Genomic DNA, 19,697 nt, shown 5'->3' with positions numbered 1-19,697 from the left:
CTGCCGCGTGATGCGTACCTCTTCTAGCAGACGGACAAATCGGCACAAACCCGGACAGATCAGCCGCGCTCTCGATCACCACCGGACATGCGCAGGCGGGCGGCGGCCGAACAAGACCGACCATTCCGCTCGCGGCGCTGACGCGCTGCGCTCAGTGTCGGGATGCCGAAATTGTTCGTTGCGGAGCCAATGATGAGCGAGACGATGGACCACGATATCAGAAGCAGCACCCATCCGGTCCGGTCGTGGATCGTGACCATGCTGCTATTCCTGCTGCTGCAGGCCGCCGCCGTGCTGCTGGTCGGCTTCACGGCGCTGTTTCTCAGCGTCACCCCTGGCTGGTCCGCCGAAGGGCCGCTGGCGCCGCTGACCAGGCCGGGCGATGCCCGCTCCGGGGCGCTGCTGTTCAAGAGCGACGCCGGTTACGCCGAGGCGCCGCGGCTCGGCATCGATGTCGATATCGTCGTGTCGGGGCCGACGGCGCGGGCGCGCGTGACGCAACTGTTCAAGAACACGAGCTCGCAATGGATGGAGGCGGTCTATGTCTATCCGCTGCCGCCGGACAGCGCGGTGGACACGCTGAAGATGATTGTCGGCGACCGCGTCGTGGTCGGCGACATCAAGCCGCGCGAACAGGCCAAGGTGATCTACGAGCAGGCCAAGCGCGACGGCAAGACCGCGGCGCTGACCGAGCAGGAGCGGCCGAACATCTTCACCAACTCGCTCGCCAATATCGGCCCCGGCGAGACCGTGCTGGTGCAGATCGAATATCAGCAGCCGGTGGCACAGAGTGGCGGCGAATTCTCGCTGCGGGTGCCGCTGGTCGTCGCGCCGCGCTACAATCCGGCGCCGATCGTGCAGAGCGTCGATTTGCGCCCGGGCGGCAACGGCTGGGGCGCCGCTGCGAACGATCCGGTACCGGACCGCAACCGCATCTCCCCGGAGGTGCTCGATCCGGCCAAGAATGATCCGGTCAATCCAACCAGGATCGCGGTGCGGCTGCAGGCCGGCTTCGCGCTCGGCGAGGTCAAGAGCCACCATCACCAGGTGACGATCGACAGCCCCGATGCGAAGACGCGAGTCGTCACCCTGGCCGAGGGCGTGGTGCCGGCCGACCGCGACTTCGAGCTGACCTGGAAGCCGGCCGCTGCGACGATGCCGTCGGTCGGGCTGTTTCACGAGCAGGTCGGCGATGCCGACTATCTGCTCGCCTTCGTCACGCCGCCGGCGGTGGCTGCAACGGCGCAGCGCCCGCAGCCGCGCGACGTCATCTTCGTGATCGACAATTCCGGCTCGATGGGCGGCACCTCGATCCGCCAGGCCAAGGCCAGCCTGCTCTATGCGCTGGGACGGCTGCAGCCGAACGATCGCTTCAACGTGATCCGCTTCGACGACACCATGACGGTGCTCTTCCCCGCCTCTGTGCCGGCCGATGCCGAGCATGTCGGTAGCGCCACCAGCTACGTGAGTTCGCTGGACGCGCGCGGCGGCACCGAGATGGTGCCGGCGATGCGCGCGGCGCTGACCGATGATGGCAGCGACAGCGACCGCGTGCGACAGGTGGTATTCCTCACCGACGGCGCCATCGGCAACGAGCAGCAGCTATTCGAGACCATCACCGCAATGCGCGGCCGCTCGCGCATCTTCATGGTCGGCATCGGCTCGGCGCCGAACACCTACCTGATGACCCGCGCCTCAGAGCTTGGCCGCGGCGCCTTCACCCATATCGGCTCGGTCGAGCAGGTCGAGGGGCGCATGCGCGATCTCTTCGCCAAGCTCGAGAACCCGGTCGTGACCGGGCTCAGCGCGAGCTTTTCGGAAGCCTCCGCCGATCTCACGCCAGCCGTGCTGCCGGACGTCTATCGCAACGAGCCGCTCGTGCTCGCCGCCAAGATCGACCGTCTCGCCGGATCGCTGCAGCTCAAGGGCCGCATCGGCGACCAGCCATGGACCATCACGTTGCCGCTGGCCGGCGCGGCCGAGGGCAAGGGTCTGTCCAAACTGTGGGCGCGGCGCAAGATCGGCGACGCCGAGGTGGCCAGGACCATGCGGCAGATGACGCCGGAGGAAGCCGACGGCGCCATTCTCAAGCTGGCGCTGGAGCATCGGTTGGTGACACGCCTGACCAGCCTCGTCGCCGTCGACAAGACGCCGCGCCGTCCCGACGGCGAGCCGCTGAGGCTCGCCGAGTTGCCGATCAACCTGCCGGCCGGCTGGGACTTCGAGAAGGTGTTCGGCGAGCACGGCCGGGTGCCGGCAATGCAGAACGAGCGCCGCGCTGAGGCCAACGGCGACGTCCAGCTCGCCGCGGTGAAGCGACCGGTGGTGCCAGCGTCGCCCGCGACGATCACCTTGCCGAAGACGGCGACCGATGCGGAGCTGAGCATGCTGCTGGGACTAGGCGTGCTGATGCTCGAACTCATTTGGCTCGTCGCGATCAGGCGACGAGTTGCCAACTAAGGAGCACGTCATTGCGAGCGAAGCGAAGCAATCCAGGGCTCAGAACCCGACTCTGGATTGCTTCGTCGCTTCGCTCCTCGCAATGACGGGAGGAGAGAGAATGCCCCGCTTCGTCATCCCTCTCGCGATAGCACTGCTCGGCGTCATCCTGTTCGGCCACGGCGCCTTCATCCACGCCAAGGCCGTTCTCGCGCAAGTGCTGCTCGACCGCGCGTTCAGCCAGACCGTTGCGACCGGCCATGCCGCCAAGCCCTGGTCCTGGGCCGACACGGTCCCGGTGGCGCGCATCGAAGTGAAGCGCCTCGGCGTCTCCACCATCGCGCTGGCCGGCTCCAGCGGCCAGGCGCTCGCCTTCGGTGCCGGCCATGTCGAAGGCAGCGCCGAGCCGGGCGAGCCGGGCGTCGCGGTGTACTCCGCGCACCGCGACACGCATTTCCGCTTCCTGCGCGACATCAAAATCGGCGACGAGATCGACATCGTCAGGCGTGACGGCAAGACGTTCCGCTATCGCGCCGACGCCGCCCGTGTGGTGCGCTTCGATGCCTCGGGGATCGATCCAGGGACCGACAGCGCCGAACTGGTGCTATCGACCTGCTGGCCATTCGACGCCCTGACACCGGGGCCGGAGCGTTATGTGCTGCACGCCACAATGATCGCTGCGGGCAAATGAACACGAGCATGGCCGTTCTTGGGAACCAGGCGACGAATGCCCATTTGTCACCCTGCCGCTCCCGTGGGATGATCCCACGGGCTCAGCAAGGCTCACACCCAAGCGCTTCCGACATGCATTCCCAGGTCCAGTATCTGCCAATCACGCCGGCCTTCTTCGCCATCTTGGTGCTGGCGTTCGGCGTCCTGATCGTCCTGATCCAGCTCGGCATCCTGCGCTACGCCTACATGAAGCTCGGCGTCAGCTCGGGCACGGCGATGCTGCTGCTGTTCGGCTCGCTGGTCGGCAGCTATTTCAACATTCCGATCACCATGCTGCCCGGGCAGGTCGCGCGCTCCGGCGAGATCATCGACTTTTTCGGCATGCAATATGTCGTGCCGCTGGTGCATCAATGGCCCGGCACCCTGCTCGCTGTGAATGTCGGCGGCGCCGTGATCCCGACGATCATGTCGACCTATCTCATGCTGCGCTACCAGCTCTGGCTGCGCGCCGCGATCGCGGTGCTGGTGATCGCCGTGATCATCCACGCGATGGCGACGCCGGTGCAGGGCGTCGGCATCGCCGTGCCGGTGTTCGCGCCGGTTGTCGTGACCGCGATCCTGGCGTTCCTGCTGTCGCGCGAATATGCCGCGCCGCTGGCCTATATCGGCGGCTCGATGGGCACGCTGGTCGGCGCCGACCTGATGAACCTCGACAAGATCGGCAGCCTCGGCGCGCCCGTGGCCTCGATCGGCGGTGCCGGGACGTTCGATGGCATTTTTCTCACCGGTATCCTGGCGGTGCTGCTGGCCGGCCTCGCCGCGCCCTCCCGGCCGGGCCTTGCGCGCTGAGCTTTCAACCAGGAGACATAGCGGCTAAAATCGAGCAGAGGCAGCAGTGGGCACGGAATGCGCGCGATTAATCTCATCGTGGGAACCCTGACGATCGCGGCCGTCGCGGCCGGGATCAGCGGCGTCCTGATCAAGCAGAAGCATCGCATCGCCGAGCAGCGCAGCATGATGCGCGTCGTGTTCGACGGCGGCTCGGCGGCGGGCCTGCGCAAGGGCGGGCCGGTGAATTTCGACGGCGTGCAGGCCGGGCAGATCCTGTCGATCAATCTGGAAAGCCCGCGCAAGATCGTTGCCATGATCACGCTCGACAAGTCCGCGCCGATCCGCAAGGACACCACCGCCGGCATCGAGTTCCAGGGCCTGACCGGCATCGCCGCGATCTCGCTGGTCGGCGGCGCGCCGACGGCGCCGCCGGTGCCGCTCGATCGCGACGGCGTGCCGGTGCTGACGGCCGATCTCAAGGACCAGGAGACGATGGTCGAGACGGTGCACAACATCGACAAATACGTCGTCAGCAATGCGCCGGCCATCAAGGAGGCGCTACAGAGCTTCGAGAGCGAGACCGCCTCGCTGCAGGCCAAGACCGCGGCGTTCGATTCCGCGATCGACAAGGCCGAGGACATCTTCAAGGGCTTCGACACGCTCGTGACCAAGATCGACGGCGCCATTCCCGGATTTGCCGACGGCAATCCCGGCCAGCTGTTCGACCAGATCAAGTCGATGCGCGAGCTGGTCGACGGCTTCAAGCGCAAATCTGCCAAGGTGATCGACGACAGCCGCAAGACGCTGGTCGACATCAGCGACGGCGCCAATGCGATGACCGTCAAGTTCGGCGGCCAGCCGGCGGGTCCGGGTCCGCGCCGCGTGCCGGCGTCACGCTGAGGGGCGGACGCGCCGCCCCTCGCGTTCGTTCAGTGGCTGATCATCCAGGGCCGCGCCGTCGGAAAGCCCTTGGCGCCGCTCCTGGTCTTGGTCATCAGCCGCGGCGATTTCTTAGGCCCGCAGCAGCCGCAGCCTGCACCGTGTTTGGCCTTGTACTCGGCCACCGTCTGCGGCGCGTGACGGCTGCGCTCGTTGGTGGCATGCGCCGTGCGCCGCTCCGCCGGCATGCAGGCGAAGGCGGGCGCGGTGAGGATCACGCGCGGCGCCATGTCCTGGCATTGCGGACAGACCTGCGGATCATCACATTCCGCCATCGGACGCATGTCCGTGAACGGACCGCATGCATCACAGAGATATTCATAGACCGGCATCGTCTCTTCTCCTGCGCAACAATCATCTCCATCTCACGCGGCGGATGCGGGGCGGCCGATACGCTGCCGTCCCGCACCCATCGCGCAGGGAGACCGCTATTTGTCCGGCGAGATCGGCATCTGGATGTCGCCCTTGATGTGCTTGATCGGACCCGCCGACGACGGCATCACGTCGAAGTCGAAGATCTCGGTCGGCAGCCACAAGGTGGCGCAGGCGTTGGGCACGTCGACCACGCCGGAGATGTGGCCCTGCACCGGCGCGGTGCCGAGGATCGAATAGGCCTGGGCGCCGGAGTAGCCGAACTTCTTCAGGTACTCGATGGCGTTGAGACACGCCTGGCGATAGGCGATGTGGACGTCCAGATAGTGCTGCTTGCCGGCCTCGTCGACCGAGATGCCCTCGAAGATCAGGTAGTCGCGATAATTGGGCGTGATCGGCGACGGCTTGAAGATCGGGTTCTTGATGCCGTACTTCGCTACACCATCCTTGATGACGTCGACCTTGATGTGCAGCCAGCCCGCCATCTCGATGGCGCCGCAGAAGGTGATCTCACCGTCGCCCTGGCTGAAGTGCAGGTCGCCCATCGAGAGGCCGCCGCCGGGCACGTAGACCGGGAAGTAGATCTTCGAGCCGCGCGACAGGTCCTTGATGTCGCAATTGCCGCCATGCTCGCGCGGCGGCACGGTGCGGGCGCCCTCGGCGCCGATCTTGGCCTTGACGTCGCCCTTGGCCTGGCCGGCATGCGCGGTCGGCGCGAACGGCGGGTTGGCAAGGCCGGGCACGCGGGTCGGGTTGGTGGCGATCAGCGCGGTCTCGCGCTCGTTCCAGGTCGCGAGCAGCTTCGGATCGGGCAGACAGCCGATCAGGCCGGGATGGATGAGGCCAGCGAAGTTCACGCCGGGCACGTGGCGCGACGAGGTATAGAGGCCCTTGATGTCCCAGATCGACTTCTGCGCCAGCGGGAAATGGTCGGTCAGGAAGCCGCCGCCGTTTTGCTTGGAGAAGAAGCCGTTGAAGCCCCACAGGCTCTCCTTCAGCGGACCGACATCGAGCAGGTCGACGACCAGGAGGTCGCCCGGCTCGGCGCCCTTGACACCGATCGGGCCCGACAGGAAGTGCACGATCGACAAATCGATGTCGCGCACGTCGTCGGCGGAGTCGTTGTTCTTGATGAAGCCGCCGGTCCAGTCATAGGTCTCGATGATGAAGTCGTCACCCGGATTGACCCACTCCACCATCGGAATGTCCGGGTGCCAGCGGTTGTGGACCTTGTCGTTCTCGTAGGCCGATTTGGTCAGATCGACCTTGATCAGTGTGTCAGGCATCAGAAGCTCCCCTTGTTACTTGCTTGCACGGAGTGGTTAGACGGACAGATATTTCGAGACCTGCGCAGCATCGACCTGGTCGCGCGGATCGTCGCGGACGATCTCGCCGTTCTCGATCACCAGCACGCGGTCGGCGATGTCGAGCGCAAAGCTCAGCACCTGCTCGGAGACGACGATCGACAACCCCTTCTCGTCGCGGATGCGCTTCAGGGTGCGCGCCATCTCCTTGATGATCGACGGCTGGATGCCCTCGGTCGGCTCGTCGAGCAGCAGCACCTTCGGCTTGGTGGCGAGCGCGCGCGCGATCGCGAGCTGCTGCTGCTGGCCGCCGGAGAGATTGCCGCCACGGCGTCCCTTCATCTCGAGCAGCACCGGGAACAGCTCGTAGATGTCGCCGGGCACCTCGGACCCGCCGGACACGACGAGCCCGGTCTCGATGTTCTCCTTCACCGTCATGGTCGAGAAGATCATGCGGCCCTGCGGCACGTAAGCGAGGCCCTTGGCGACACGCTCATAGCTCTTCAGGCTTGCGAGCTCGGCGCCGTCCATCGCGATCGAACCGCTCTTGGCCGGCAGGATGCCCATCAGCGACTTCATCAGCGTGGTCTTGCCCATGCCGTTGCGCCCCATGATCGCAACGATCTCGTTGGGCGCGACCTTGACGTTCAGGCCATGCAGCACCTCGCTCTGGCCATAGGCGACATGGAGATCGGAGATTGCGAGCATCGGATATCTTCCTATGCAAGAGGGAGTGAGACGGCCGATCGAGCGGCATTGGCACTAAGCTCCCTCCCCCCTTGTGGGGGAGGGTTGGGGAGGGGGGGCTCCGGGCGAGACTGCCCGTGTGGACCCCCACCCCCGACCCCTCCCCGCAAGGGGGAGGGGGGGCGCAGCGAGGGTGTGGATCGAGCGATTTCCCGAGCATCGGCTCAGTGCCCCAGATAGACTTCGACGACCTTGGGGTCGTTCTTGACCCGCTCCATCGTGCCCTCGGACAGGATCTGGCCCTGGTGCAGCACGGTGACCTTGTGAGCAATGTCCTCGACGAACTTCATGTCGTGCTCGATGACGAGCACCGAGCGGTCCTTGATGATGCGATTCAGCAGCTCGGCGGTCTTGGCGCGCTCGCTGACGCTCATGCCGGCGACGGGCTCGTCGAGCATCAGAAGGTCCGGGTTCTGGATCAGCAGCATGCCGATCTCGAGCCACTGCTTCTGACCGTGGCTGAGCACGGCCGCCGAGGTCTTGAGACGATCCTTGAGGAAGATCATCTCGGCGACCTCCTCGACGCGATCCTTGACTGCGGCGTCACGCTGGAAAGTCAGCGAGCCGAAAACGGTGCGACCGCGCGGAAACGAGATCTCGAGATTCTCGAACACGGTGAGATCCTCGAACACCGACGGCGTCTGGAACTTGCGGCCGACGCCGGCCTTGACGATCTCGTTCTCGCGCAGCTTCGTCAGCTCCTTGCCGCGGAACTGGATCGAGCCCGAGGTCGCCTTGGTCTTTCCGCAGATCAGGTCGAGCACAGTGGTCTTGCCTGCGCCGTTCGGGCCGATGATCACGCGGATCTCGTTCTCCTCGACATAGAAGGAGAGATCGTTGACCGCCTTGAAGCCGTCGAACGACACGGTGAGCGCTTCGACCGCGAGCAGGAATTCCTTGGGCTGATGACCGATGAGCATCGCTGTGTCCTCACTCTGCGGGGGCGCCGTTGGCGACGAGGCCGCCATTGCCGGATTTCTTGGTGCGGGAGGCCAGTAGCTTGTCGATGCGCGGCTGCACGTAGTCGCCCCAGATGCCGGCGAGGCCGTTTGGGAAAGCGAGGACGACGGCGATGAACAGCGCTCCCAGGCCAAACAGCCAGAGCTGCGGGAACGTCTCCGAGAGGCTGGTCTTGGCAAAGTTGACGAGGAGCGAGCCGTAGACCGCGCCGAAGATCGAGAGCCGGCCGCCGACCGCGGTGTAGATCACCATCTCGATCGACGGCACGATGCCGACAAAGGACGGCGACATGAAGCCGACTTCCAAGGTGAACAGCGCGCCGCCGACTGCGGCGAACACGGCGGCCGCGCAGAAAGCAAAGATCTTGAAATTGGCGACGCTGTAGCCTGAGAAGCGGACCCGGTCCTCCTGCTCACGCATCGCCACCAGGATGCGGCCGAGCTTGGTCAGCCGGATGAACTGGGCGACGAGGATCGCTGCGAACAGGAAGAACACCTCGACGAAGTAGAGGATGTACTTGGCGTGGTCGGTGCGGATGTCCCAGCCGTGCAGCGTGCGCAGGTCGGTGATGCCGTTGATGCCGCCGGTGTAACCCTGCTGTCCCACGATCAGGATCGTCATGATCGCCGCGATCGCCTGGGTGATGATTGCGAAGTACACGCCGCCGACCCGCCGCTTGAACATCGCAGCGCCGATGATGAAGGCGAAGATCGCCGGCACCAGGATGATCGCGGCGAGCGCGAACGGGAAACTCTGGAACGGCTTCCAGAAGAACGGCAGCTGCGTCAGCTGATTCCAATCCATGAAGTCCGGAATGCCCGGCGTCGACTGGATCTTGGTGTTGGCGACGCTGGAGGCTTCCAGCTTGAGGAACATCGCCATGCAGTAGCCGCCAAGGCCGAAGAACACGCCCTGCCCGAGGCTGAGAATGCCGCCATAGCCCCAGCACAGCACCAGGCCGATCGCGACGAAGGAATACGTCAGATACTTCGCGACGAGGTTGAGGCGGAAGATGTCGAGTGCCAGCGGCAGGATGACGACGAGCAGCAGCAGCAGCGAAGCGAAGCCGATGAGCTCGGAGCGGTTGAAGAAGCGCGTGTTGATGATCATGACCGTGCCTTCTGATTCCCTATTCCCTGCGCGTTTCGGCTACTTGCGGACCTTCAGGGCAAACAGCCCCTGGGGGCGCAGCATCAGGATCGCGACGATCGCCAACAGCGTGAGCACCTTGGCCATCGAGCCGGACATGAAGAACTCCATGGTCGACTGCGCCTGGGAGATGGTGAAGGCCGATGCGATGGTACCGAGCAGGCTGGCGGCGCCGCCGAACACGACGACCAGGAACGTATCGACGATGTAGAGCTGTCCGGCGGTCGGACCGGTCGAGCCGATCATGGTGAAGGCGGAGCCGGCGACCCCGGCGATGCCGCAGCCGAGGCCGAAGGTGTAGCGGTCGACTTTCTCGGTGTTGATGCCGACGGCGCCCGCCATGACGCGGTTCTGCACCACAGCGCGCACCTGCTTGCCCCAGCGCGACAGGAACAGCACGTAGGCCACGACGATCGTGATCAGGATGGTCAAGCACATCACGAACATGCCGTTGATTGGGATCTGGATGGCGTCGGTCGCCTGCCAAGAGCCCATCATCCAATCCGGCAACTCGACGCCGACCTCGCGCGCGCCGAACACGGAACGATAGGCCTGCTGCAGGATCAGGCTGAGACCCCAGGTGGCGAGCAGCGTGTCGAGTGGCCGCCTGTAGAGACGGCGGATCATCGCCCACTCGACCAGCATGCCGAGGGATCCGGAGGCGATGAAGGCGAAGATCATCGCGACGAAGAAGGAGCCAGGAAACAACGAGGGCAGGAAATGCTGGAAGGCGTTCGACGTCATCCAGGTGACGTAGGCGCCGAGGATCATGAACTCGCCATGCGCCATGTTGATGACGCCCATCTGGCCGAAGATGATGGCAAGCCCCAGCGCCATCAGCACATAGACCGAAAACAGGATGAGGCCCGCGAAGCCCTGCATCGCGAAGATGGCCCCGAGGTCGCCGATGGAATAGTCACCGAACATGATCCGTCCTCTCGTGATGCCCTGCTGCAAAATGGATCGGCGCCGGCACAGTGTGTCCGCAGCCAAGATCGCTCCCTCCCCCCTTGTGGGGGAGGGCTAGGGAGGGGGGCCTCCGCGCCGAGCTGCGGGTGGGGTACCCCCCCTCCCCAGCCCTCCCCCACAAGGGGGGAGGGAGCGCACTTCCCGCGCAGCAGCATCAGCGATCTCATTCGCCTGTTGCTATGAGACGCGACAGATCAGCTCACTGGTAGCCCTTCGGAAACGGATCGGGCTCGACCAAGTCGGCGGTCTCGTAGATCAGCTCATACTGACCATCCGCCTTGGCGCGGCCGACGCGGGTCTTGGACCAGAGATGGTGGTTCTCGTGGATCCGAACGTAGCCTTCCGGCGCGCCCTTGAACTCGATGCCAGGCGAGGCGGCGGCGACCTTGTCGATGTCGAAGCTGCCGGCCTTTTCCACCGTCAGCTTCCACAGCCACGGACCGAGGTAAGCGGCTTGCGTCACGTCGCCGATGACGGTCTTCTCGCCCCACATCTTCTTGAATTCGGCGACGAAGGCCTTGTTGTTCGGATTGTCGAGCGACTGGAAGTACTTCATGCAGGCGTAGGCGCCCGCGATGTTCTCGCCGCCGATGCCGTCGATTTCGTCCTCGGTCACGGAGATGGTGAGCAGCGTCTGCTTCGACATGTCGATGCCGGCCGCCTTGAGCTGCTTGTAGAACGCGACGTTGGAGCCGCCGACGATGATCGCGTAGATCACGTCCGGCTTGGTCAGCTTGATCTTGTTGATGACCGAATTGAACTGGGTGTGGCCGAGCGGGAAGTATTCCTCGCCGACGACCTTGCAGCCCTGCAGATGGCCCTCGATGTGCTTGCGCGCGATCTTGTTCGAGGTGCGCGGCCAGATGTAGTCGGAGCCGAGCAGATAGAAGGTCTTCGCGCCCTTGGTCTTGTTGACCCAGTCGAGGCCGGCGATGATCTGCTGGGTGGCTTCCTGGCCGGTGTAGATGACGTTCTTGGACTGCTCGAGGCCTTCGTAGAAGGTCGGGTAGTACAGCATGCCGTTGTACTGCTCGAACACCGGCAGCACCGCCTTGCGCGAGGCAGAGGTCCAGCAGCCCATCACGGCGGCGCATTTGTCGTTGACCAGCAGCTTCTTCGCCTTCTCGGCGAAGGTCGGCCAGTCGGACGCGCCGTCTTCCTGGATGTACTTGATCTTGCGGCCGAGCACACCGCCCGCGGCATTGATCTGCTCGATCGCGAGCTTCTCGGCCTGCACTGACCCGGTCTCGGAGATCGCCATGGTGCCTGTGACCGAATGCAGAATACCGACGGTGACTTCGCTATCCGTGACTGCAAGGCCGGTGGTGTTGACAGCGGAGGTTGCGGGGCCGGCGCCGAAGGACGGCCGCGGCATCATGGCCAGCGCCGGGATCGCGGCCATTCCCATCAGCAACTGCCGCCGAAGCGGCGACTTCAGGCCCTTTTTCGTTTCGTCTGACATGAGCACCCCATTCATTTGGTTCGAGGACACGCGTTGGGTCAGACGAAGGATGGCGCGCTTTGTGCAACGCACGGATACGCAAGATTGCGTATACTGCACCGCAAAAGCGCGACGTAGGCTCTGCGTAAGTCTTGCGAGGGGCAGGACGAGCGTGCGGACAAGCGCTCGCGGGTGAGGAGTTCGAGAGTGGCAGGGCGGCAGCGGATCGACCGCGTCAGGCGCCAATACAACCAGTGGGTCGCCAACCAGACGTTGGAGGACTATGCGCTCCGTTTCACGGCCAAGAGCGCACGGCGCTGGTCGGCCGCCCGCGTCGCCAACACCGCGCTGGGCGCGATCTCGTTCCTCGCACTCGAGGCCATCGGCGGCACCATTACGCTGAACTATGGCATCACCAACGCGACCGCCGCGATCCTGGTCGCCAGCGTCATCATCTTCTGTTGCGGCCTGCCGATCGCCTATCATGCGGCCAAATGCGGCATCGACATCGACCTGCTGACCCGCGGCGCCGGCTTCGGCTATATCGGCTCGACCGTCACCTCGCTGATCTACGCGTCGTTCACCTTCATCTTCTTCGCCATCGAGGCGGTCATCCTGGCTTCGGCGCTGGAGATGTGCTTCGGCATTCCCCGGCCGATCGGCTATCTCATCAGCGCCGTCGTCATCATCCCGCTCGTCACCTACGGCATCACCCTGATCAGTCGCTTCCAGCTATGGACGCAACCGCTATGGGTCGTGCTGCACATCCTGCCCTTTGCCGCAATCGCCTATGCCAGCCCGCACTCCTTTGTCGAATGGCAGCAGTTTCCCGGCGAGCACGGCGATCCCATGGGCCATCTCGATCTGGCGCTGTTCGGGACCGCGGCGGCGGTCGTGTTCTCGCTGGTCGCCCAGATCGGCGAGCAGGTCGACTTCCTGCGCTTCCTGCCGCGCGACAGCCGCACATCGAAGCGTTCGTGGTGGATCGCGCTGCTGTCGGCCGGACCTGGCTGGATCGTGCTCGGGGCACTGAAGCTACTGGCAGGCTCGTTCCTCGCCTTCTTCGCGCTGAGCCACGGAGTCTCCGCCGACCACGCCGCCGAACCCGCGCACATGTATCTGGAGGCGTTCCGCTATGTCTTGGCCCGGCCGGACCTGGCGCTTGCGTTGACCGGCACCTTCGTGATCGTCTCCCAGATCAAGATCAACGTCACCAATGCCTATGCCGGCTCGATCGCCTGGTCGAACTTCTTCTCCCGCCTGACCCACAGCCACCCCGGCCGCGTGGTCTGGCTGGTGTTCAACGTCGTCGTCGCGCTGCTGCTGATGGAGATCGGCGTCTACAAGGCGCTGGAGCAAACGCTGGCGCTGTACTCCAACATCGCGATCTCCTGGGTCGGCGCGCTGGTCGCCGACCTCGTGATCAACAAGCCGCTGGGCCTGCGCCCGCCGCAGATGGAGTTCAAGCGAGCCCATCTCTACGACATCAACCCGGTCGGTGTCGGCGCGATGACGATCGCGACGATCGTCTCGATCAGCGCCTTCTATGGCCTGTTCGGGCCGACCGGAAAGGCGCTGTCGACCTTCGTCGCGCTCGGCGTCGCGCTCGTCACCGCGCCTGCGATCGCCTATCTGACCGACGGCAAATACTATCTGGCACGCAAGCCAAAGCGGAGCTGGCAGAACATCGAGCGGATCCAATGCTGCATCTGTGAGCATCAGTTCGAGCCGGAGGACACCGCCTCTTGCCCGGCCTATGCGGGTCCGATCTGCTCGCTGTGCTGCTCGCTCGACGCCCGCTGCCACGACCTTTGCAAGCCGCACGCGCGGGCACAGGCGCAGGTCGCAGCGGCGCTCAGCGGCATGCTGCCAGAGCCGTTGCTGGCCAAGATCAACTCGCAGCTCGGTCACTATGTCGGTGTATTTCTGACATCGGCCGGGCTCGTCGCACTGACGCTCGGCATGATCTATCTGGAGACCTCGGCGGCGCTCCCGGGCTTCAAGGGCATCATCTCCGACGTGCTGTGGAAGGTGTTCTTCGCCCTGTCCATCATCATCGGCGTGGTGACCTGGCTGTTCGTGCTGGCGCAGCAGAGCCGTCGCGCCGCCGAGGCCGAGACACGCCGGCAGACGCAGCTGTTGATTCAGGAGATCGAGGCGCACAAGCGCACTGACGCCGAGCTGCAACGCGCCAAGGAGGTGGCGGAGTCGGCCAATCTCGCCAAGAGCCGCTATGTCGTCGGCCTCAGCCATGAGCTGCGCTCGCCGCTGAACGCGATCTCCGGCTATGCGCAACTGCTCGAGCAGGACACGAGCCTCGCACCGAAGCCGCGGGACCAGGTCCGCGTCGTCCGCCGCAGCGCCGATCATCTGTCCGGCCTGATCGACGGCATTCTCGATATTTCCAAGATCGAGGCCGGGCGACTTTATCTGTCGCGCGACGAGGTCCGCCTGAGCGAATTCCTCGATCAGCTCGTGGGCATGTTCCGATTGCAGGCTGCGGCGAAGGGCGTCGACTTCGTGTTCAAGCGGCCTGCCGTACTGCCGCTGGTCGTCTATGCCGACGAGAAGCGGCTGCGCCAGATCCTGATCAACCTGCTGTCGAATGCCATCAAATTCACTGGGGAAGGCAGCGTCCAGTTCGTCGTGCATTATCGGAGCCCGGTGGCCGAATTCGAGGTGATCGACACCGGTCCGGGGATCCAGCCTGACGATCTGGAGCGCATCTTCGCGCCCTTCGAGCGCGGCGCGCTCGGAATTGCGCAGCCGCAGACAGGTACGGGGCTCGGCCTGACGATCAGCCGTCTGCTCGCCGGCGTCATGGGCGGCGACATCAAGGTCGTGAGCAAAGTCGGCGCGGGCAGCACGTTCAAGGTCAAGATCCTGCTGTCGGAGGTCACCAACCCGACACGGCATCCCCCGGTGAAGGCGCCGGTGGCCGGCTATCTCGGGCCGCGCAGGACGATTCTGATCACCGACGATGATCCTGTGCATCGCGACCTCCTGCGCGAGGTGCTGACGCCGCTCGGCTTCATCCTGCTGAGCGCGCCCGACGGTCCCGCCTGCCTCGCGCTCGCACAACACTGCCAGCCGGATCTGTTCATTCTGGACATCTCGATGCCCGGCATGGACGGCTGGACAGTGGCCGAGACCTTGCGCAACAGCGGTCATCATCAGGCCCGGATCCTGATGACATCTGCGAGCGCGCTCGAAGCGCACGGCCGGCCGTTGGCGCAACCATTTCACGACAGCTACCTGATGAAGCCGATCGACATCCCAAGGCTGCTGGAGGCGATACGTCAATTGCTGAAGCTCGAATGGAGCTACCAGACCGATATCCCCGTGGTTCCGCCACGCTGGCGGCCGGACACCGGATCCAGGCCCCCGCTCAACTATGTCGAGGAGTTGATGAGCCTCGGCCAGATCGGCTACATCAGGGCCATTCAGCTCAAGCTCGACGAGATCCGCAATGCGCATCCGGAGCATGCCGACTTCGTCGCACATATGCGCACGCTTGTTGACCGCTTCGATCTCGATCAGTACATGGCAACTCTGAAGACCTTGCATGCCTATGAGCACTGACAGCAGGAAGCGTGACGTCGCGCTGGTGGTCGACGACTCGCCAGAAACGCTTCGGCTGCTCACCGACGCGCTGGATAGCGCCGGCATGACCGTGATGGTGGCGCTCGACGGCGCGGCCGCGATGCGCATCGTCGACCAGATCACGCCGGACATCATCCTGCTCGACGCGGTCATGCCGGGCATGGACGGCTTCGAAACGTGCCGCAAGCTGAAGCGCGAGGCCGGCCTCTCCAACGTCCCCGTGATCTTCATGACCGGGCTCGCCGATACCGAGCATATCGTGAAAGGACTGGAGGCCGGCGGCGTCGATTACGTCACCAAGCCCATCGCGGTCTCGGAAATGCTGGCGCGCATTCGCGTGCATCTCGCGAACGCCCGGATGACGCAGAGCGCGCGCGCCGCACTCGATGTCTCCGGCCGCTTCCTGCTTGCCGTCAACCGTGAGGGACGGCTGATGTGGGCAACGCCGCAGGCGCAGAAGCTGCTGTCGGACAGTCTTGGCACCGCCGACGACCTCGTGCTGCCGGAGGCGCTGCGGCTGTGGCTGGATCAGGCGCAGAACGGCAAGGGCGGTGCGAAGGCCGCCGCTTCGATCCCGGATCATCCCGAACTGCGCCTCTACTACATGGGCGGAGCCGGGCCCAACGAGTTCCTGCTGCGGCTCGCCAAGGAGTCCTCCGGTGAGCTGCCCAAGGAGTTCTCCAGCGAGTTCGGTCTCACCACGCGCGAGGGCGAGGTGCTGTCATGGCTCTCCAAGGGCAAGACCAACCGCGACATCGCGCAGATCCTGGGACTGAGTCCGCGCACGGTCGACAAGCACCTCGAGCAGATCTACGCCAAGCTCGGCGTCGAGAACCGCACCGCCGCCGCGGCGGTCGCGACGGGGGTGACGCGGCGGGAGGGATGAGGCGGGCCGACCAGCGTGCCCCAACCATCACTGCCGTCCCGCGCAAGCCCTGCGGCGCGAAGCGCCGGCGGGCGCCGACCCGGGACCGATACCGCGTGATGCCGCTTGAGGCGGGACGAAAGTTGACGTTGTGCCCAACACACCTGCCGGTGGCTATGGATCCCCGCTTTCGCGGGGACGACGCCGTCTTTGGAGCGGCACACCGGCCGTCAAAGGCTCACCCATACACGAACGCCGGATCATCCAGATCGATTGCCGGGATCTGGTCCTTCTCGCTCCAATAGTCCTGGCTGTGCTGCCACTCCGGCTTATCGCCGCGCTTGGGCAGCAGGTGCATGTTGCGCATCATGTAGCCGGGGTTGAAGTTCTCCGGGTCGATCCATGGCAGCAGCGGCATGTTGTGATCCTCCGGGCGCAACGCCGGCACGACCTTGCTCACGCCTTTTTCCTTCATGTGCGCGAGCAGGCGGCACACGAAATCCGCGACGAGGTCCGTGCGCAACGTCCAACTGGCGCGGAAATAGCCGAACACCCAGGCCAGGTTCGGCACGCCGGTGAACATCATGCCGCGATAGGTCACGGTGTCGGCGAAGTCGAGCGGCTTGCCGTCAATGGAGAATGCGATATCGCCGAGCACGCAAAGATCGAAGCCGGTCGCGGTGACGATGATGTCGGCCTTGAGCTCGTCGCCGGACTTCAGCTTGATGCCGTCTTGCGTGAACCGCTCGATCTCGTCGGTCACGACCGAAGCCTTTCCGCTCTTGATGCCTTCGAACAGGTCGGCGTCCGGTACGAAGGCGATGCGCTGCCGCCACGGACGGTAGCTCGGCGTGAAGTGCTTGGCGGTGTAGTCGGGTCCGAGGATGGCGCTGATCTGGCCGATCAGCTCCTTCTTCACCTGGTCTGGCTCGGTCAGGCAGCGCTTGGTGAACCAATCCTGTTCGAACAGGATCTTGCGCCTGACGATCTCATGGATCCATTCCTCCTTCACCTGCAGTCTCCGCAGCTCCTCGGCCAGCTCGATCGCATTGCGGCCGATGCGGAAGTAGGTCGGCGAGCGCTGCAGCATGGTCACGTGTGCGCATTGGCCCGCGATCGATGGCAGGATGGTCGCGGCGGTCGCACCGGAGCCGATGACCACGACCTGCTTGCCCGTGAGATCGAGATCCTCGGGCCACACCTGCGGATGCACGATGCGGCCCTTGAACTCCGCCATGTCCGGCCACTCCGGCGTGTAGCCCTTCGAGTGGCGGTAGTAGCCCTGGCACATCCAGAGGAAATTCGTTGTAAAGGTGGCGGGCTGCTGATCCCTGCCCTTCACCGCCTGCACCGTCCAGAGACCGGTCGCGCTCGACCAGCTCGCCGACACGATGCGGTGGCCATAGCGAATGTGCCGGCCGAGATCGTTCTCCTCGATCACGTCACCCATGTATTTGAGGATCTCTTCCGCGGTCGCGATCGGCGGCCCGACCCATGGCTTGAAGCTGTAGCCGAACGTATGCAGGTCGCTGTCGGAGCGGATGCCGGGATAGCGGTGCGTCCGCCAGGTGCCGCCGAAGCTGTCCTGGCTCTCCAGGATCACGAAACGCTTGTCGGGCATCTGCCTGCTCAGCTGATAGGCGCTGCCGATGCCGGAGATGCCGGCGCCGACGATCAGCACGTCGAAGTGTTCGGTCGCGTGCGAGGACGCGGCCTCCCGGATGGGCGCGATGACGTTCATGTGAGTCCCTGGGCTTTGGTCTTGATGGTGTTTCCTCGCGTGACAGGCTGAACCCGATCACGACGATGGTCAACCCGCGACGGCGAGCCTCAACCCAGCCCTGAACGATCTCAATTTCCGCTGAGCGGCATGCCCCATTGCCGCGCGATTTGTGCGACCCAATCGCGATATAGCGTGAGCGGCGTGACGCCGGTCATGCCGCCGCAGCCGGCGCCGAGATTCGGTCCGGTCGACCATGAGATGACGCCGATCAGCACCTGACCCCGCGGCTGCGTCTCGAACGCAGGGCCGCCGGAGTCGCCGGTACATCCGCCCAGTCCGGACCGCGCGCCTTGCGTCGCCGGATCGACCAGCCGGATCTGCAACGTGCCTGGCTTGCCCGTCGCAACCAACGCAGCCCCACGCACCACGCCGCCGCTCTTGCCGTCGCCGGGAATCGCGACGCCGATCCCCGCGACCGTGAACGCGTTGCCGGCGGCAAGCGGCGGCTGCGGCACGCCGAGCGCCACCGGCACGCGCGCCTCCGCGGGCGCCTCCAATTCCAGCAGTGCGACATCGGCGGTGGCGCGATGCGCCAGAATGGCCTGCACGCTGAAGCTCGGATGCACCGCCACCCGCCGGACCGTCTTGAGAACCGGCTTGCGGTCACGATCGTATTCCACGATGCGGTAATCGAGCCCCGGCTGCACGCAATGTCCGGCGGTCAGCACCAGCTTCGGAGCAATCAGCGCGCCGCTGCAAAAATTGCCGCGCGAGCCGACGATCGTGACCACGGAGCGGCCGATGCCGTCATTCAGCGCCGGCGCGTTGCCGACGATGGCAAGGATTGGCGATGGCGCCAGCAGGACGGCGGCTGCAATGATTGCGTGAGACGGCTTCATCGCGGCAGCAATAGCGGCTGCCGCCGAGGTCGCCAAGTGCGGCGTCCCGTGCTAGCGATCATCCAGGGATCGAGGGAGGACGGGACTGACATGGTCGAGGCGGTGATCTTTGATTTCGGTGGCGTGATGACGACATCGCCGTTCGAGGCATTCGCGCGGTTCGAGAAGGAGCGCGGCTATCCCGTCGACATCATCCGCAACACCAATGCCGCCAACCATCTCGAGAACGCCTGGGCGAAATTCGAGCGCGCCGAAATCGACCTCGAGACGTTTGATAGGTTGTTTGCCGAGGAGTCGCTGGCACTCGGTGGCGCAGCGGTCAGCGGGCGCGAGGTGCTGCCGCTGCTCGCCGGCGATCTCCGGCCCGACATGGTCGAGGCGCTCCGACGCATCAAGGCGGAATGCAAGACCGGCTGCATCACCAACAATCTCCCGGCGAACGCAACCGGCAGCCAGGGCGGCCGCTCGTTGTACGTCGCGGAGGTGATGGTGCTGTTCGATCACGTGATCGAATCGGCCAAGATCGGGCTGCGCAAGCCCGATCCCCGGATCTACCAGATGATGACCGAGACGCTCGGAGTCAGCCCCGCGGACTGCGTCTACCTCGACGATCTCGGCATCAACCTGAAGCCGGCGCGCGAGATGGGCATGACCACGATCAAGGTCGTCAGCGCATCGCAGGCGATCGCGGAGCTGGAAGCGGCGACGGGATTGAGCCTGCGCTGATCGTCATTGCGCGGCGAACTTGCGCCGAAGCAATCCGGAGGCTTCGTGGGATTCTTGA

At 64.9% G+C, this 19,697-nt stretch carries 17 protein-coding genes; 7 read left to right on the top strand and 10 right to left on the bottom strand.

Annotated features, from left to right (window positions below; translation table 11 throughout):
• Positions 1-59 precede the first annotated feature (59 nt).
• The gene (locus ACQR03_RS21545) at positions 60-260 is read right to left on the bottom strand and encodes a hypothetical protein (RefSeq protein WP_316227008.1); all 201 of its coding nucleotides are present in this window, start codon (positions 258-260) and stop codon (positions 60-62) included.
• On the opposite strand from ACQR03_RS21545, the gene ACQR03_RS21540 reads away from it, so the two are divergent.
• The 4 genes from ACQR03_RS21540 to ACQR03_RS21525 all read left to right on the top strand — a co-directional run bounded on the left by ACQR03_RS21540 (position 193) and on the right by ACQR03_RS21525 (position 4,842).
• Entirely contained in the window at positions 193-2,460 is a 2,268-nt protein-coding gene (locus ACQR03_RS21540; protein ID WP_434841856.1) for a marine proteobacterial sortase target protein, read from the top strand. The genes ACQR03_RS21545 and ACQR03_RS21540 overlap by 68 nt on opposite strands.
• Before the next feature lie 100 nt (positions 2,461-2,560).
• Complete coding sequence (locus ACQR03_RS21535) at positions 2,561-3,130, top strand: class GN sortase (protein ID WP_316201967.1); 570 nt, start codon at positions 2,561-2,563, stop codon at positions 3,128-3,130.
• A gap of 113 nt (positions 3,131-3,243) precedes the next feature.
• The gene (locus tag ACQR03_RS21530) at positions 3,244-3,960 is read left to right on the top strand and encodes a DUF1614 domain-containing protein (RefSeq protein WP_316165663.1); all 717 of its coding nucleotides are present in this window, start codon (positions 3,244-3,246) and stop codon (positions 3,958-3,960) included.
• Between the two features lie 57 nt (positions 3,961-4,017).
• Positions 4,018-4,842: an MlaD family protein gene (locus tag ACQR03_RS21525; protein WP_315827911.1), complete on the top strand. Its 825-nt coding sequence runs from the start codon at positions 4,018-4,020 to the stop codon at positions 4,840-4,842.
• Between the two features lie 29 nt (positions 4,843-4,871).
• Here the strand turns inward: ACQR03_RS21525 and ACQR03_RS21520 are convergent, their stop codons facing one another.
• From ACQR03_RS21520 to urtA, 7 genes are all read right to left on the bottom strand, one after another.
• Positions 4,872-5,213: an FmdB family zinc ribbon protein gene (locus ACQR03_RS21520; protein ID WP_316169877.1), complete on the bottom strand. Its 342-nt coding sequence runs from the start codon at positions 5,211-5,213 to the stop codon at positions 4,872-4,874.
• A 96-nt stretch (positions 5,214-5,309) separates the two neighbouring features.
• The gene (gene fmdA, locus ACQR03_RS21515) at positions 5,310-6,539 is read right to left on the bottom strand and encodes a formamidase (RefSeq protein WP_316226994.1); all 1,230 of its coding nucleotides are present in this window, start codon (positions 6,537-6,539) and stop codon (positions 5,310-5,312) included.
• Between the two features lie 36 nt (positions 6,540-6,575).
• Positions 6,576-7,265, bottom strand: a complete 690-nt coding sequence (urtE, locus tag ACQR03_RS21510) for an urea ABC transporter ATP-binding subunit UrtE (RefSeq protein ID WP_315751136.1) — start codon at positions 7,263-7,265, stop codon at positions 6,576-6,578.
• Between the two features lie 203 nt (positions 7,266-7,468).
• Complete coding sequence (urtD, locus tag ACQR03_RS21505) at positions 7,469-8,224, bottom strand: urea ABC transporter ATP-binding protein UrtD (RefSeq protein WP_315751135.1); 756 nt, start codon at positions 8,222-8,224, stop codon at positions 7,469-7,471.
• A gap of 10 nt (positions 8,225-8,234) precedes the next feature.
• Positions 8,235-9,374: an urea ABC transporter permease subunit UrtC gene (urtC, locus tag ACQR03_RS21500; protein ID WP_315751134.1), complete on the bottom strand. Its 1,140-nt coding sequence runs from the start codon at positions 9,372-9,374 to the stop codon at positions 8,235-8,237.
• 39 nt (positions 9,375-9,413) lie between these two features.
• The gene (gene urtB, locus ACQR03_RS21495) at positions 9,414-10,340 is read right to left on the bottom strand and encodes an urea ABC transporter permease subunit UrtB (RefSeq protein ID WP_315751133.1); all 927 of its coding nucleotides are present in this window, start codon (positions 10,338-10,340) and stop codon (positions 9,414-9,416) included.
• Positions 10,341-10,581: 241 nt separating this feature from the next.
• A complete protein-coding gene (gene urtA / locus ACQR03_RS21490) occupies positions 10,582-11,844 on the bottom strand; it encodes an urea ABC transporter substrate-binding protein (RefSeq protein ID WP_315750826.1) in 1,263 nt (420 codons plus the stop codon).
• A gap of 186 nt (positions 11,845-12,030) precedes the next feature.
• On the opposite strand from urtA, the gene ACQR03_RS21485 reads away from it, so the two are divergent.
• Together ACQR03_RS21485 and ACQR03_RS21480 are read left to right on the top strand one after the other, a co-directional pair.
• Complete coding sequence (locus ACQR03_RS21485) at positions 12,031-15,405, top strand: hybrid sensor histidine kinase/response regulator (protein ID WP_434841855.1); 3,375 nt, start codon at positions 12,031-12,033, stop codon at positions 15,403-15,405.
• Positions 15,395-16,312, top strand: a complete 918-nt coding sequence (locus ACQR03_RS21480) for a response regulator transcription factor (RefSeq protein ID WP_315750850.1) — start codon at positions 15,395-15,397, stop codon at positions 16,310-16,312. Before ACQR03_RS21485 ends, ACQR03_RS21480 begins: the two co-directional genes overlap by 11 nt.
• Before the next feature lie 217 nt (positions 16,313-16,529).
• Here the strand turns inward: ACQR03_RS21480 and ACQR03_RS21475 are convergent, their stop codons facing one another.
• Together ACQR03_RS21475 and ACQR03_RS21470 are read right to left on the bottom strand one after the other, a co-directional pair.
• On the bottom strand, positions 16,530-18,032 hold the full coding sequence (locus ACQR03_RS21475; protein WP_315750821.1) for a flavin-containing monooxygenase: 1,503 nt from the start codon (positions 18,030-18,032) through the stop codon (positions 16,530-16,532).
• 110 nt (positions 18,033-18,142) lie between these two features.
• Positions 18,143-18,913 carry a S1 family peptidase gene (locus tag ACQR03_RS21470; protein WP_409998635.1) on the bottom strand — a complete coding sequence of 257 codons (771 nt, stop codon included), beginning with the start codon at positions 18,911-18,913 and terminating at the stop codon, positions 18,143-18,145.
• Positions 18,914-19,003: 90 nt separating this feature from the next.
• On the opposite strand from ACQR03_RS21470, the gene ACQR03_RS21465 reads away from it, so the two are divergent.
• A complete protein-coding gene (locus ACQR03_RS21465) occupies positions 19,004-19,639 on the top strand; it encodes an HAD-IA family hydrolase (protein ID WP_315750818.1) in 636 nt (211 codons plus the stop codon).
• Positions 19,640-19,697 lie beyond the last annotated feature (58 nt).

Origin of the sequence: Bradyrhizobium sp. HKCCYLS3070 (assembly GCF_051167575.1) — a bacterium.
Classification (GTDB): Bacteria; Pseudomonadota; Alphaproteobacteria; order Rhizobiales; family Xanthobacteraceae; genus Bradyrhizobium.
This window is presented reverse-complemented; position numbering and strand designations above follow the sequence as displayed.